This window comes from Streptomyces sp. NPDC050743, assembly GCF_044456925.1.
Taxonomy (GTDB): domain Bacteria; phylum Actinomycetota; class Actinomycetes; order Streptomycetales; family Streptomycetaceae; genus Streptomyces.
Genome location: NZ_JBITGJ010000112.1, coordinates 6,766 through 19,817, shown reverse-complemented (window position 1 = coordinate 19,817; position 13,052 = coordinate 6,766). Strand labels below are relative to the sequence as shown.

13 protein-coding genes and 1 pseudogene are annotated in these 13,052 nt (G+C 68.9%); 3 read left to right on the top strand and 11 right to left on the bottom strand.

Annotation, left to right across the window (positions count from 1 at the left end; translation table 11 throughout):
* Positions 1-407: 407 nt before the first annotated feature.
* From ACIBJF_RS45265 to ACIBJF_RS45255, 3 genes and pseudogenes are all read right to left on the bottom strand, one after another.
* Positions 408-1,076, bottom strand: a complete 669-nt coding sequence (locus ACIBJF_RS45265) for a GAP family protein (RefSeq protein ID WP_399183252.1) — start codon at positions 1,074-1,076, stop codon at positions 408-410.
* 244 nt (positions 1,077-1,320) lie between these two features.
* Positions 1,321-2,833 (bottom strand): annotated as a pseudogene (locus ACIBJF_RS45260) (alpha/beta hydrolase).
* Positions 2,834-3,165: 332 nt separating this feature from the next.
* Positions 3,166-3,816 (bottom strand): lysostaphin resistance A-like protein, encoded by a 651-nt coding sequence (locus tag ACIBJF_RS45255; RefSeq protein WP_399183250.1) that lies wholly within the window; start codon positions 3,814-3,816, stop codon positions 3,166-3,168.
* A gap of 686 nt (positions 3,817-4,502) precedes the next feature.
* On the opposite strand from ACIBJF_RS45255, the gene ACIBJF_RS45250 reads away from it, so the two are divergent.
* On the top strand, positions 4,503-6,095 hold the full coding sequence (locus ACIBJF_RS45250) for an ISL3 family transposase (RefSeq protein WP_399183249.1): 1,593 nt from the start codon (positions 4,503-4,505) through the stop codon (positions 6,093-6,095).
* 26 nt (positions 6,096-6,121) lie between these two features.
* Here the strand turns inward: ACIBJF_RS45250 and ACIBJF_RS45245 are convergent, their stop codons facing one another.
* The 3 genes from ACIBJF_RS45245 to ACIBJF_RS45235 form a co-directional block, all read right to left on the bottom strand.
* Positions 6,122-6,694, bottom strand: a complete 573-nt coding sequence (locus ACIBJF_RS45245; protein WP_399183247.1) for a DUF4240 domain-containing protein — start codon at positions 6,692-6,694, stop codon at positions 6,122-6,124.
* Between the two features lie 324 nt (positions 6,695-7,018).
* Complete coding sequence (locus ACIBJF_RS45240; RefSeq protein ID WP_399183245.1) at positions 7,019-8,353, bottom strand: diacylglycerol/lipid kinase family protein; 1,335 nt, start codon at positions 8,351-8,353, stop codon at positions 7,019-7,021.
* A 158-nt stretch (positions 8,354-8,511) separates the two neighbouring features.
* Positions 8,512-8,871, bottom strand: a complete 360-nt coding sequence (locus ACIBJF_RS45235) for a hypothetical protein (protein ID WP_399183244.1) — start codon at positions 8,869-8,871, stop codon at positions 8,512-8,514.
* Positions 8,872-9,072: 201 nt separating this feature from the next.
* Between ACIBJF_RS45235 and ACIBJF_RS45230 the strand changes: the two genes are divergently transcribed.
* A complete protein-coding gene (locus tag ACIBJF_RS45230) occupies positions 9,073-9,777 on the top strand; it encodes a UPF0158 family protein (RefSeq protein WP_399183243.1) in 705 nt (234 codons plus the stop codon).
* Between the two features lie 11 nt (positions 9,778-9,788).
* Here the strand turns inward: ACIBJF_RS45230 and ACIBJF_RS45225 are convergent, their stop codons facing one another.
* From ACIBJF_RS45225 to ACIBJF_RS45210, 4 genes are all read right to left on the bottom strand, one after another.
* Positions 9,789-10,103 carry a calcium-binding protein gene (locus ACIBJF_RS45225; RefSeq protein WP_399183241.1) on the bottom strand — a complete coding sequence of 105 codons (315 nt, stop codon included), beginning with the start codon at positions 10,101-10,103 and terminating at the stop codon, positions 9,789-9,791.
* A 528-nt stretch (positions 10,104-10,631) separates the two neighbouring features.
* The gene (locus ACIBJF_RS45220; protein ID WP_399183239.1) at positions 10,632-11,114 is read right to left on the bottom strand and encodes a GNAT family N-acetyltransferase; all 483 of its coding nucleotides are present in this window, start codon (positions 11,112-11,114) and stop codon (positions 10,632-10,634) included.
* Positions 11,108-11,923, bottom strand: a complete 816-nt coding sequence (locus ACIBJF_RS45215) for a protein kinase (RefSeq protein WP_399183237.1) — start codon at positions 11,921-11,923, stop codon at positions 11,108-11,110. Before ACIBJF_RS45215 ends, ACIBJF_RS45220 begins: the two co-directional genes overlap by 7 nt.
* A 26-nt stretch (positions 11,924-11,949) precedes the next feature.
* Positions 11,950-12,201: a hypothetical protein gene (locus ACIBJF_RS45210; protein WP_399183236.1), complete on the bottom strand. Its 252-nt coding sequence runs from the start codon at positions 12,199-12,201 to the stop codon at positions 11,950-11,952.
* Positions 12,202-12,392: 191 nt separating this feature from the next.
* Between ACIBJF_RS45210 and ACIBJF_RS45205 the strand changes: the two genes are divergently transcribed.
* Positions 12,393-12,653 carry a S1 RNA-binding domain-containing protein gene (locus ACIBJF_RS45205; RefSeq protein WP_399183253.1) on the top strand — a complete coding sequence of 87 codons (261 nt, stop codon included), beginning with the start codon at positions 12,393-12,395 and terminating at the stop codon, positions 12,651-12,653.
* 137 nt (positions 12,654-12,790) lie between these two features.
* Here ACIBJF_RS45205 and ACIBJF_RS45200 read toward each other — a convergent pair.
* Positions 12,791-13,052, bottom strand: a 262-nt coding sequence (locus ACIBJF_RS45200; RefSeq protein ID WP_399183234.1) for an FG-GAP repeat domain-containing protein, incomplete at its 5' end; no start/stop codon positions are given.

Below are 13,052 nucleotides of genomic sequence, written 5' to 3'. Positions count from 1 at the left end.
GGTTCCGCAACGCTACGAACCAGCGGCTACGCACACGCTGCGTCACCACCCGCCGAGCCCGCGGATACCTCCGCACCGCTCAACTTTGAAGACCCGGTATGGCATGCGGCTTAACGGCCCTCGGACACTCCTTATAGCGATACGGAATCGAGGGCCTCGACCTAACGGTCGCGGTCCTCGTTGCGTTGTCGTACGTGATCGTGATGCCCAGGGCCTCGTAGAGCGGCTCTTTCTTCTCGGCGTCGGCGGCTTGGATACGTTGAGCGATGTCTCCGAGTCTTTCAGTGATCTCCCGGATCTGGTCTGCCGTGAGGGGCGTGACACGCCCAGCGCACCTTGCCCAGCCCGGACCGTGGGCCGGCGCGACAGAATCGGGCGCCCCAGAGGTGCGGCAACGCCTGCGTGCCTCAGGTCAGATTGACGATCGCCGCGATGATGAATTTGGCGGACATCACCACCAGCGGGCCGATCACGATCGCGGAGTTGTGCCTGGACAGCCACGTCTTCCAGCTGTCCAGAGTCACGTCCCCCTCGGATCCGCCGAACATGTAGAGCCCCAGCGGGACCAGGACGCTCACGGAAGCCACGACGACGAACACGGCCAGTGCGACCGCTTTCACCCCGACACGGGAGACCGCGCCGTCGACCGCGGCGATCGCTCCGACGGTCAACGCGAGGTTCGCGGGGTTCGCCCCGGACAGGGCGGCGGCGAGCCCCGCGCATCGGCCCGGCGAGAACTTGTCGACCTTGGCCATCCACGCCGGCAGCTCGGCCGCCTCGCCGGGCCGTGGCCGGTCTCGCCACTGCTTGACGGCAAGCAGCGCGAACAACACCCCCAGTGCGAGCGTGAGCCACAGGGTCCACGTGGCGGCCTTCCCGCCCTCATGGGCGCCACGACCGATCACCAGCATGATCACGCCGACAGTGGCCAGCGTAGCCATCCAGCTGGTGACGAAGGCGATCCCGTTGGCCCGACCGTGCGGCGTGGCGAGCATCACGACCAGCGCGATCATCGGCAGTGGGCTGATGGCCACGCCGACGGCAGCGCTGAGCAGCTGACCGATCGCGCTACCCATGCGGCGTAGTCCTCTCTGCGTGTTACGCCGCTGAGTTCTGACGCCCCTGAGGGGATGCCCCCGGGAGGTCCAGCACTTCCGGCGAGGGCAATGAGGATCACCCGACAACGGGCTCACCCGTTATCTCACCTTGGGCACGAACCCCTGTCCACCACACCCGCAGACACCGTCGAGCCCCCCGCCAGGGTCAGAATCGGCGAAACCGAAGGCGATCAGCGACCCCCCACACCCCTGCCTCGGGGCGTCACTCGCGGGCGATGATCTTCTTGAGATTGTCCAGGTCCTGGGCGGAGACGCCGGACGGCCGCAGGACCGTGTTCCAACCGTCCACGTACTCGGCCGTGTACGTGTGACCGTGGCCGGCCGGCACACCGGTGGAGAACGGCAGATCAGCGCTCACCTGCCAGAAGGTCACGAACGGGATCCAGACCATGCCTTTGAGCACGTCCTGCCCGGGGGACTCGGCGAGCCAGTCGGGTCTGCGGAAGACGAGGTGCGGACTCCACCAGGCGATCGGGTCGGACGGATGCAGCAGGTACAGGACCCGCGCGCCGTCCCAGGGCTGGCCTGAGGGTGGGATCGCCGCGCTCGGGTCGCTCGTGAAACGGACTGTCCGCCCGTGCTTACACCGGCTGGATCTCGGGGCTGCCAGGGTCCCTGTGGTCGGTGAACTCGCGGAACAGCGGGCTGAAGTTGGTTGGGCCGACGAACAGCGCGCCCGCCGTACGGTTGGCAAGGTCGTTCTCTCCGCTGAACGCCGTCTCACCGCCGAAGGAGCCCAGGCTCTCACCTGCGACGAAGAGCCTTGGCCGGCTCGTCTGGGGCAGGCGCGACCAGACACCGTAGACCGCGTCGAACAGGTCCCGGCCGGCCTCCCTGGCCTTGGACTGGTCCACCAGGTACGAGATCCACGAGGGGAGGTAGGAGTACTGGATCGCCACCGCCGCGGCGTCTCCGCCCGACAGATACTCGAACGAGTCGACCGACGCCGGGTCCACCCAGCCGCTCCCGGTCGTGGTCACCACCAGCAGGTTCTTCCGCCGGAACGCGCCGGCTCGGTCCAGGTCCGCGACCGCGAGCTCGGCGCGGGCCTCCGTGTCGCCCGCGGACCCCAGCCCGGCGTAGGCGCGGATCGGCTCCATGGCCGGACGGTGGGTGAGCCGTGCGATGTCTCCCTGCGACGGTCCGGCCCCGACGAACCCGCGCCCCTGCCGCCCCAGCGAATCCCACGGCACGAGCGACCCCGGCCCGCCCGATCGAAGTGAGCTGGTGGGTTGGTGCGCCCCCTCGGGGGTGGCGCTGTCACGCGCCGAGAACACCTGATTGGCGAGAGCCACGGAACCCTGCAGCAGCAGGCCCGTGATGACCAGGTACGTCACGCCGGCTACCAGGAGCCAGCCGACCGTCCTTGCCGCGCGGCGCCCGATCCAGCGTCCGAGCCGGTCCGCCGTCCAGCGGAATCCACCCCGGATACCCCGCCCGATCAGCAGGATCAGCCAGAACACCGCCACCGCGACGAATGGCGACAGGACGACCAGCCAAATGGTGTACTCGGTCACGCCCATCATGTGGCGGATCAGGTACTGCCAGTACTGCCCGAGCCCGAAGAACACGGTCAACAGCACGGCCGCGCCGATCAGCAACGCACGCCAGGACCAGGCCCGGGGCGGGCGCGGATCCCGGTCGGCGAGGGCCCGCCAGATCGACGCCAACAGCACCCCGACCGCGTAACCGATAGCGGCACTGATGCCCCACACCACGCCCTGGATGACACCGCCCCGGGGCAGCAGCGACGGCGTGAAGGACAGACAGGAGGCCACCAGCGCCCCCCAGCAGCCGGGAAGAGTCAAGGACCCGAGCTTCCGGTACCTCTTCGAGGACCTCGACTGTGCCGTCACCGTCTTGTCGGGCCCGTCGCCCGGGTCCGGGGACTCGTCGATCGTGTTCACAGCGGCGATCCATCAGTCGGGGGGTGCGGCCCACGCACCCGTCCGGTTCGTCCGGACGGGACGTCACCGGCCCTGCGGAACCGGGCTCTACCATCGTCGCCCGAGGGTCGGCGCGGTGCCAGCCGTTCCCAGCTCGGTGGCTACCGCGTCCGTGCCAGCACGAACGCGGCCAGATAGCCCAGGGCGTTGGTGGCCCAGTGGAGTCCGATCGGTGCCAGCAGGCTGTCACTGCGGCGGCGCAGCTCGCAGAAGAGCACACCGGCAGCAGCGGTGAAGAGCACCGCACCGATGTCGGCCACGACAGCCCCGTTCGGAGTGTGGCCGAAGACCGCGGTAAGCGCGGGCTTCTCCGTGGCCAGAGACAGGGAGGGCAGGACGTGCCACAGGCCGAACAGTAGGGACGAGACCGCCATCGGGGCCAGAACGCCGCGGGAGCGCCGGATGAGCCCGTACAGCACTCCCCGGAAGGCGTACTCCTCCAGCAGCACGGTACCCAGCGGGACCGTCACGAACATCCGCAGAGCGACCTCGCCTCCGGCCAGGTGCCTGGTACGCGAGTCGGAGAAGAGTTCCCGCGTGAACGGCAGCAAGGCTCCAATCAGGTACACCGCTGCCACGATGCCGACGAGAGCTGACGCCCACTGCGCGCCGCGCCACAGCGTCCCCCTCCCCAGGCCCACGTCGTCCCGGGTCCCGCCGGCCCACCACACCATCAGGCTGAGCAGCAGGATCGCGACGACGGCGTTGGCCAGGCCCAGAGAGGGCAGGCGCCCGTTCTCAGCAAGGTTCACCAGGACCAGCACTACCACCACTGACGGCAGAACGATCCTGGAGGACACCGGACGGCGAAGACGCATCAGAAACTCAGGCTACGGCTGCCGGGCCGCAGCCCGGCAGCCGGACACGGAAGGCACTTCCTGTTGGACCGGCAGGGAGCGCCCAGACCGGCGAGCCGACTGGACTGATCGGGTGAGCGAGAGGTGCTGCCATCTGTACGCCTCACTCGTCGCTCCGTCAAAGAACCGCGGTGCGAGGAAAGCCACTCACCTGATGAGCGGGCGACCCCACCGGAACGGAGGGCAGACCTGCAGCACCTGCCGGCCGCGCTCGGCGGCCGGCGGCCCGAGTATGCATGGAGGCCATGCGATGCACCGAGGAGGTCTACGGGGTGAACCCGCCCGGCAGCCGTCAGCGACCCATGCCGTCCGCACGAGAAGGCTCGCATGCTCCAGCAATTAGCAGGTCAGCTGGGGCGTGTGCGCCGGCAGGTGACCGAGGCAGTCGATCGGCCCTACGCCGGACGCCGTCGGCCGCCGGGGGACACCGGTGCAGTGGCCGGCACCTGGGGAACCAGGCCGAGTAGGTCTGGCCCACCCCTGAGCACCCAGCGGGGAGATTCAAGGCTCTGTCCGCAGTTCCGTGAATCCCCAGGTCAGCGAAGTGAGCGAGGGATCGTTTCGGCAGCGTACTGTCTGCCGTGGCGAGCACGACGGTCGAGGATGTGCTGTTTCCCGGGATCGATGTGCAGGTGGAGGGGGTGAGCGACTCCTCCGGCATCCTGGCGGTGGAGGCGATGTCGACGGCCCGCCCAGGCCGGTGCCCGAACTGCCACAAGCAGGGCCGCCGCGTACACAGCACGTATCAACGCGCCCTGGACGAACGGCCGTTGGGCTCACGCCGCGTCATCATTCGGCTGCGAGTGCGCCGGTACTTCTGCGACCGGAAGAGCTGTTCCCGCACGATGTTCGTCGAGCAGGTACCGGGTCTGTCCACGCGCTACCGCCGTTCCAGCACCGGGCTGGCGGACTGGCTGCGGTTGATCGCGATCGAACTCGGCGGCCGCCCCGCCGCACGATTGTGCCGCCGACTGCGGCTGAGCGCGGGCCGGACACGGCTGCTCAGACTGCTGACGGCGCCGACGGTGCCGGACCGTGCCCCGCGGGTGCTGGGGGTGGATGAGTTCGCCTTCCGCAAGGGCTGCACCTACGGCACCGTGCTGGTCGACGTCGAGGCTGGCCGGGTCGTGGATGTACTGCCCGACCGCACCTCCGAGACATTCGCGGCCTGGCTCACCGAGCACCCCGGAGCCGAGATCATCTGCCGGGACCGGGCCAGCGCCTACACCAAGGCGGTCAGGGAATCCGCTCCAGACGCCCTGGAAGTCGCTGATCGCTGGCACCTGTTACAGAACCTGTCCGCCGCCGTGGAGAAGACCTGCCACCAGCACCGTGACTGCCTGCGCAAACGAGCCGAGGAGGAGAAAGTGACCGAGGTGCCGGAGCCGCCCCCGATGCTGTTACCGCCCGCGGAACTGCCCCGCACCCAGATCATCGAACGCACCCGCCACCGCTACGAGGACATCCACCGTCTGCTGGAGAAACGCTGGACGATCAGCGCCATCGCCCGCCGTCTGAACCTCGACCGCAAGACCGCACGCCGCTTCCGCGACACCGACCTCGACCAGCTGGCCTCTGCCCGCGAGCGCCGCCCCAACGGCGTCCTGGAGCCGTTCAAGGCATACCTCAACGCCCGCTTCACCGAAACCCAGGGCCAGGTCAGCGGCACGCGCCTGTTCCTGGAGATCCAGGCCCGCGGCTACCGAGGCAGCCGACAGGTCGTCCGCAAACACCTCACCGCCCTCCGCGCGGGCACCGCCGAACCGGTCCGAGTCGACATTCCGAGCCCCCGCAAGATCACCTCGTGGATCATGCGGCCCAGAGAAACGCTCACCGAAAGCCAGGACGAGCGACTGCTCCAAGTCCGGCTCGCCTGCCCGGACATCGCCCGGGCCTGCGATCTCGCTCGGGCGTTCGCCGACCTGGCCCGCCACCGGCGCGGATACCTGCTGCTGGAGTGGATCCGTCAGGCCGAACAGGACGCGCCGAAGCCCATGAAGGGCTTTGCCGGCTTCCTCCGCCAGGACCTCGCCGCGGTCACTGCCGGACTCACCCTCCCGTGGAGCTCCGGTGTGGTCGAGGGACACGTGAACCGCGTGAAAACACTCAAACGAGCCATGTACGGCAGGGCCTCGTTTGAACTCCTCCGGTCCCGCATCCTCACCCAGCCATGAGCATCACGGAACTGCGGGAGACTCTTTCAGGGGCTTGTGCCAAGGAACAAGGCAGCCAGTCGGGGAAGCCGACGGCTCATCTCCCGGTCGTCGTCGAAGTCGAAATCCTCGCCCATATCAGCCGGGTTGTCGCTCTCTGTACCAGCCCCGCGGAAACTGCGCCAGGCTTCGTAGAAAGCATCCGCATCACCCGTGATCCGTTCGAACGCCCCGCTTGCTGCATAGTTCACGTCCTCGTAGAACAGCACCTCGGAACGGTCCCGGACGTTCGCAGCTTGAACGACATCAGGGTGCGCAGCGAGGCTGTCGGGGTCAGCGGCCACGCGCTGGTACCACTGACGGCCCAAGGCGATCACACCGGCGCGGAAGTCCATGAAACTGTCGTCGGCACACCCGCCACCGATGAGGTAAGCAGCCGCCCACACATCCCAGCGATACAGGGCGTCGTGCAGCTCATCGAAGCGTTCCGCATACTCCAGGATCTCCTGCCGCGGTCTCTCCGCGAGCTGCTTGACGAGAACCTCGTCAAATGGCTCGCCCGTTGCGGCAGCCCCGGCTTGCGCGGCTTCGATGACGTCCCAGAACGTGTCGATCTCCATGACCACGCACTCTGCCACGACCCGATGACAATCGATCCTGGCCACCCTGCCGGCACCTGGCCGTTTCACGGAACTGCGGCCAGAGTCAGATTCAAAGAGCGCCATCAACTTCGCTGCTGTACCGCACCAGGTTCTGCGGGCCACCCTGAGGTGCGCGGAGGCTGAGCTGTATCTGACACGTATGGCGCCCGCCACATCAGCTCGAGGGTTCTTGTGGCTTGAACTGATCCTTGGTGCCGAGGTCGAAGAGTACGGTCCGGGCCGACAGTTCTAGGGCTACGCCGGCCGTGTCGGCAAGGCTGGTCGCATGCTGGAAAACGGTTTTCACCTCATGACCTCAGCGGCCTCGCGGCGACCGCTGGCCAAACGCCGCAGCCTGGCCCAGTTCGCCGGAGGTTCCGGCTCGGGGATGCCCGGGCGGCTGCGTGGCACCCGAACGCGCAGCGCGCCCGGCCAGGTCGTGGAGGTCACCGGCGTCGACATTGTCACCGCCTCGCCGTCGACGCCGACCGGAATCTGCGCCGCATCGGCGGTGATCTCGATCTGTTGCGTGGTCAGCTCCGTCACCCCCTCGGCGCTGCTGCCGCGGAGCAGATCGATGGCCTGACCGGCGGTGCGCACCCTGACACCGATCACGCCGAGCACGCCGCCATCCAGCCGTGCGCGGCGGCCAAGGCCAGCGATGTCATCTGTTCGGTACGGATTGTTGGACACCAGCAGCGCCTGCGGCGCCTCGATCCGTGTGCCGTCCGCTTGGGCTGTCAGCCGCGCTCCGTGGTGTCCTTGCAGCAGGTCCGGGAGCAGGTTGAGCGTCGTGCCAATCTTGTCGCCACGGTAGGCCGGGCTCTCCACGACCTGGGCGTAGGCGCCGAAGGAGGCGTTGTTGACGAACGGCTGTCCGTTGATCAACCCCAGGTCGACCCGCAACTCCACGCCGTCGGCCAGCGCGCCAAGGCAGGAGGCCGGGTCCTCCCGGTTCAGCCCCAGGTCCAGGGCGAAGTGATTGCGGGTGCCCGCGCTGATCACCACGAACGGTAGGCCGTGCTCGGCTGCGATGCCCGCTACGAGTGCCTGAGTGCCGTCACCGCCGGCCACCCCCAGCAGGTCAGCGCCGTTGGCTACCGCCTGCTTGGCTACCGCGGCCACGTCAGTCGACCCGTTCAAGACGAACACCTCGGCGCCAAGGGCTTCGGCCTTGCGCTTGAGGTCGAACTTCTCGACCTTCCCCCCGCCCGACTTCGGGTTCATGATCAGGTACGGATGCCGGGCCGGTGGCCGCGCCGAATACTCGGGCATGCGCCAGTCCGGCTGGTCCCCCTTCAGTGCCTGGCGCCCGGTCACGTCCGCGAGGAGCCACACTCCCGCCGACACGACGGCCACCCACAGCACGCCGTTGACCGCGAAAATGACGGCCACCGCGATCGGCACCAGGACGTAGACCCCAAGCGACAGCCACCGCACGACGCCGCGCCGGGAGAGGAAGAAGTAGGCTGCCGCCACGCTCACGACCGCGGCAGCCAGGCCAACGGCGAACATGGCCAGGCTCTTCAGCTCGGCGAAGACCACCAGGATCACGATGGCCAGGCCTGCCAGCACGAAGCTGAGACGCGCTAGCCACCGCTGGGCGGACGTACCCCGTGCGATCGCTGCAGACGTCATAGTCTTAGCGTCGCATGCCGACGGCTCCGGCACCTCACCCAATCCGACTCGACGAAGCCCCCCGCACCCTATTCGCGCAGGTGAGCTGGCGTTTCGTGCAGGTAGGAAGGGGGGAGGGGCCGGGGTCGAACCCTGCGGCGTTGGCGGCGTTGGAAGAGCTACGCGGTCCTGCATCCGCCGCCGAGCCGGGGACGTGACGCCTGGGAGAAGGTCGTCGACGGGAGCCGCCGACTCGGAGTCCAGTGCATGGGCGCCGCCTCCGCCCGCCCCTCCAGCGCCTGCTTCCACACCTTGGAACGAGCCCGGGCGAGGACCTTCGGATCACGTACCGCGCCTCCGGCCAGCTCGCCCGCGCCGAGCCCGTCCGCCGCAAGGCGCTCCCGTAGATCCACCAGATGACTCCACAACGGTCCCAGATACGCCCCGCGCATCACCCCACCCGACCGCTCCCGCGTCAGGCGAACATCGAAGGCCTCCCAGTCGCCGCAGTCCACCACGCACGCTACGGCGAACCACACGTCCCAGTACGACCACTCGCCAGACGGTGCCGGATGAGGCCACGGTTCCGGGCCGAACGTCGGCCGCCTGCGCCTGCTTGTGGCCCTGTCCGCTGTGCTCGCCAGCACATTGTCGCACCGGAGACGGCGGCGCTCGCAGCGCACGGCGGAGGTCCCCCTGTTCGAGCGCAGCCGAGAACTCGGGGGAGTAGCCTCGCGGGCGTGACCGAGGCATGGACCGACCACGCGCTGAAGGCGCTCCGCGCCGCCCGCCACAACGCGGACTGCCCGTCCCTGCTCGCCCTGCTGCGTGCGCATGACCCCGTCGGAGTGCTGCAGCAGTGTGGAGACGCACTCACCGCAGCAGTTTCCCGGGGCCTGCCCGGCGCCCGGGAGGCAGCGACCGCGTGCTCGTCCGCACTGCGCGAACGGGGCTGGCCCGGAGACGAGGTCCTCGCCGAACAGCTCGACACGGCGGGCGGCCGTGCCCTCTGCCTGCTGCGGCCGCTGCCGGTCGACCTGGAGGAACTCTCCAGTCTGCTCGAAGGGGACCCGGCCTGGGGTGGTGGCCGTATCGACCTGGGCACCGGTGAGTGCTGGCCTGCCCTCGCGGACACCGAGGAGTCATGGGACGAGGAGGAACCGGAAGGCACTGAGCGGTGGCTCGACGTCCCGTGCGAGGGATCGCGGGACGCCTACCGCGACATGGAGGACTTCATCACCACCCTCGACGACCCGGACCTCGCCCGGTTCCTCGGCATCGCGATCCGGGGTCCAGGTGCGTTCCGCCGCTTCAAGGACATGCTGGCCACCTCGCCGGCGCAGCTGCAGCGGTACTGGTTGTTCTCCGCGGAACGGCAGCAGGGCCGGGCCCGGGCCTGGCTCGCCGATCAGGGCTACCGGCCGACGCTGTCGGGCGGCCACTGACCCGGGTGCCTTCACGGGCCCCAGTGCCGGTAGGCCTCGATCCACTCGGCCCCCTGGGGCGCCGGATCCGGCAACGGAAGGTCGAGAATGCCGATCGCCTGCCGGTGCCTGCCGCGCGTGCAGACCGCCACGATCTGGCTGTCGGGCAGCAGGTCCACCTTCTTCACGGTGACCTCGACCCCGAGAACGACCGTCTTGAACGGAACAGCCAGCTGCTCTGCGAGCATTGTGTAGAGGCCCGTGAGCTGCTCCTCGTCGTCGTAGGCGTCCACGGTGGCCTGCTCGACCAGCTCATCGAGTTCCGCATCACTCAGCTGTCTGTCCACAGGGAACAAGGTACCGGCAGTGCCCGCAGCTGCCCTCGCTCGGTCAACCGCCGGCCGCCCCACGCTGAGCCACGGCGGTCGTTCCTCCCGCCGCGAGGGTCGGCGTGCTGCCTGGTGGTGTGTATCGACTCCTCAGCACCCACTTCGAGGGCTGCCTGGTAGCGGGCGAGCCACCGCTCGTATTCCTTGATCGTCTGGCGTGCTTGGGCCTGCTCGGGGGCTGGGGCTCTGCGGTACTGGCTGCGGCGCTGGCGTGGGTGAGCGCTTCGATGGTGGCGGAGAGCCGGTCCGGGCGAACGGCTCAGGCGCGCGCCGAGCGATGCGCGGAACTCGGCCTGATCCTGCCTGAGTGGGACACCGAAGCAGCCGTACACGCCGCGCCGGTCGCAGCCGAAGGCGAGCACCAGGACGCCGGCAAGGCCCAGAAGCCGACTGGAGCGCAGACGGCGTTGCACTCCGGGTTCGGGCAGCACCAATGGTCGGTCTCGCGTTGCTCGGCGAGCGTCCCGCAGAACCGGCATCGCACCGTCACCGACCCCGTCGGCGCAGCTCATACATCGGATAAGAGACGGTGCCGCCCCTTCCGTCGGCGAAGTCGAGCGTGCCGGTGCGGACGAACCCGGCCTTCACCAGGACCCGGCCGGAAGCGGGGTTGTCCGGGTGGTGCTTGGCCTCGATCACGTCGACCCCGGCCGCGAACAGGATCGAGGCGAAAGCGCGGACGGCGGCGGTCGCGTAGCCGTTTCCCCACGTGTCCTCGCGCAGGATGTAGCTGACCGGCACGCAGGCCGGAGCACCGCGTCGGGCCTTGATGATGCCCACCAGGTCCCCGGCGGCGTCGATACCGAACCCCCAACCGGTGGCAGGGGTCAGGGCGAGGATGCGAGCGGCAGCGGCTCGGGCCTGCTCCCGGGTGAAGTCGTAGCCGTGCGTGTAGCGGACGGATGCGCCGGAACAGATCCGCTGCACCGCCGGCGCATCGTCCAGGGTGAGCGGTCGTATCCTCACCATGCGGCGACCTCGGCCGCCGTCGGCCGTCCGCCCGGGTCGACATCCAGGCATGCCCGGATCAGAGTTTCGAACTTGGGGAACTCCCACGGCCGGACGGCGGCCAGGTCGAGAGTGCGGCCGGTCGCGATCTCGCGGAGCTTCTCCGGTCGGGGCGCCTCGTCGGCATATGAGGCGGGACGGTATCCGGTCCAGCACCAGAACAGCGACGCGCCCAGCCCCCACACGTCGGACGCGGGGGGCACCTGCACATGGGTGGTGTCAGGGGTGGCCAGGATCGCGGCGGCGACCTCGGGGGATGTGATGTGGGTGATCGCGCCCCGGTAGGGGATCCGGTTGGCGGTGTCCGGGCCGCAGGATAGGGTGAAGTCGATGACCTCGGCCGCGCCTTGGCCGGTGATGAGGGTGTTGGTGGGCTGGACGTCCGCGTGCGTCCACTCGGCCGCGTGCATGCGGGCCAGACGCGCCGCCCAGGTACGGGCGATCGTCAGCAGCCACGGCCGCACAGACGGCCGGTCACCCTCCGGTCCCCGGGCGAGGGCAAACGCTCGCCGCACGGGTACGCCGTCGATCCACTGCACGGCCAGCCATCGGCCGCCCGTCCACGGCCCGGCGTCGATCCGGTACCCGGCATTGAGCGCCCCAGCCTCGGCGAGCTGCAAAAGGTGCCGGTCCTCCTGCGCCAGTTCGGCCGCCTTGTCCCGGGTCTCATCGGCCTCAGGGTTGTTGGCCTTCAGCGCGAGGTGCCCGGTCGCCGTGGTGACCTTCCACGCGCGTGAACCGCGCCGGTCCGACAGCAGTTTCGACGTCACCGGCCCGTATCGGGCTTCGAGTGCCCTCACTGCCTCGTCAGGAGGTGTTGCGCCCACTGCTTGATCTCCCCCCACTCGTGTGGCGTGTGCTCGAAGACGTCCCGGCCGTCGTCCGCCGCCGTCCCGACGGCGGCGGCCAGCTCAGGCGTTCCTGCGAGGAACCGCGGATCCCGTGACCGTACCGCTGCCCGTATGGGCATGAACGACACCGGCGGCGCGGGGATGCACCGCCCGCGCCGGTCCCTGCGCTCTTCCCCGGCCGCGAACTTGCCGATCATCAGTCCGACCGGTCCGTCGGGAGATCATGGCGAACCAGATCCGGGCAGCGGGCTCATAGCGAACCCGAGCGATCTGGCGACGCAGCACCGCGTTTTCGTGCCGCAGCGCCAGGCACTCCGCATCCTTGGCCACGCGACTGCGCAGCACGGACGCGGGCACCGTGATCAGATTCCGGACCAAGACGGTGACGATGGACAGCGGCGTCGAAGGATCATCCCAGACGCCGCGCGAGCCCCAGCTGTGGCTGAGGAACCTGCAGTCCAGACCCGGAATCGTGTTTCCGAGCGGCACAGGACCGGTCCACCTACGAGAGCTCACATCGACGCCCGGGGTAGCACCGTCGGACGTCGTCCAGGCTGGCGACGAGGTCACGGTCGTCGTCACCGCAATCGACCGACAGCGGCGAAGATTCTCCCTCTCTCGACGACAACGCTCACCGGACCACCAGTGACTCCCAGGCGCACCAGTCGCCTGGGCGATTAAGGGGCAACTTCCTGCCTCAACCGGCGAACACATTCGGTCACGGTACTGGCTGTCGCCACCATCAGAGGCGCGGTCCTTCACGCGGGGCCGCGCCTCCGTCCTCGGTCAGATGAGCGAGTTGTAGATGTTCCAGCCGTAACCGATGGAGGTGCGGGCGAGGAAGGGCGCTGAGGTGTTGCCGGTGCCCCGGTACAGCCACAGGCCGCCCTTGCTGTCGCGGGCGATGAGGTCTGCCTTGCCGTCCCCGGTCAGGTCGGCGGTGCCGACGATGGAGTTGTAGATGTTCCAGCCGTAACCGATGGAGGTGCGGGCGAGGAAGGGCGCTGAGGTGTTGCCGGTGCCCCGGTACAGCCACAGGCCGCCCTTG

Excerpts from the sequence above, each read along its gene's own strand:
- ACIBJF_RS45265 (WP_399183252.1), bottom strand. The coding sequence starts at position 1,076 with ATGGGTAGCGCGATCGGTCAGCTGCTCAGCGCTGCCGTCGGCGTGGCC.
- ACIBJF_RS45205 (WP_399183253.1), top strand. The coding sequence starts at position 12,393 with ATGGACAGCGGCGTCGAAGGATCATCCCAGACGCCGCGCGAGCCCCAG.
- ACIBJF_RS45220 (WP_399183239.1), bottom strand. The coding sequence starts at position 11,114 with ATGGTGAGGATACGACCGCTCACCCTGGACGATGCGCCGGCGGTGCAG.
- ACIBJF_RS45210 (WP_399183236.1), bottom strand. The coding sequence starts at position 12,201 with ATGATCGGCAAGTTCGCGGCCGGGGAAGAGCGCAGGGACCGGCGCGGG.
- ACIBJF_RS45245 (WP_399183247.1), bottom strand. The coding sequence starts at position 6,694 with ATGGAGATCGACACGTTCTGGGACGTCATCGAAGCCGCGCAAGCCGGG.
- ACIBJF_RS45240 (WP_399183245.1), bottom strand. The coding sequence starts at position 8,353 with ATGACGTCTGCAGCGATCGCACGGGGTACGTCCGCCCAGCGGTGGCTA.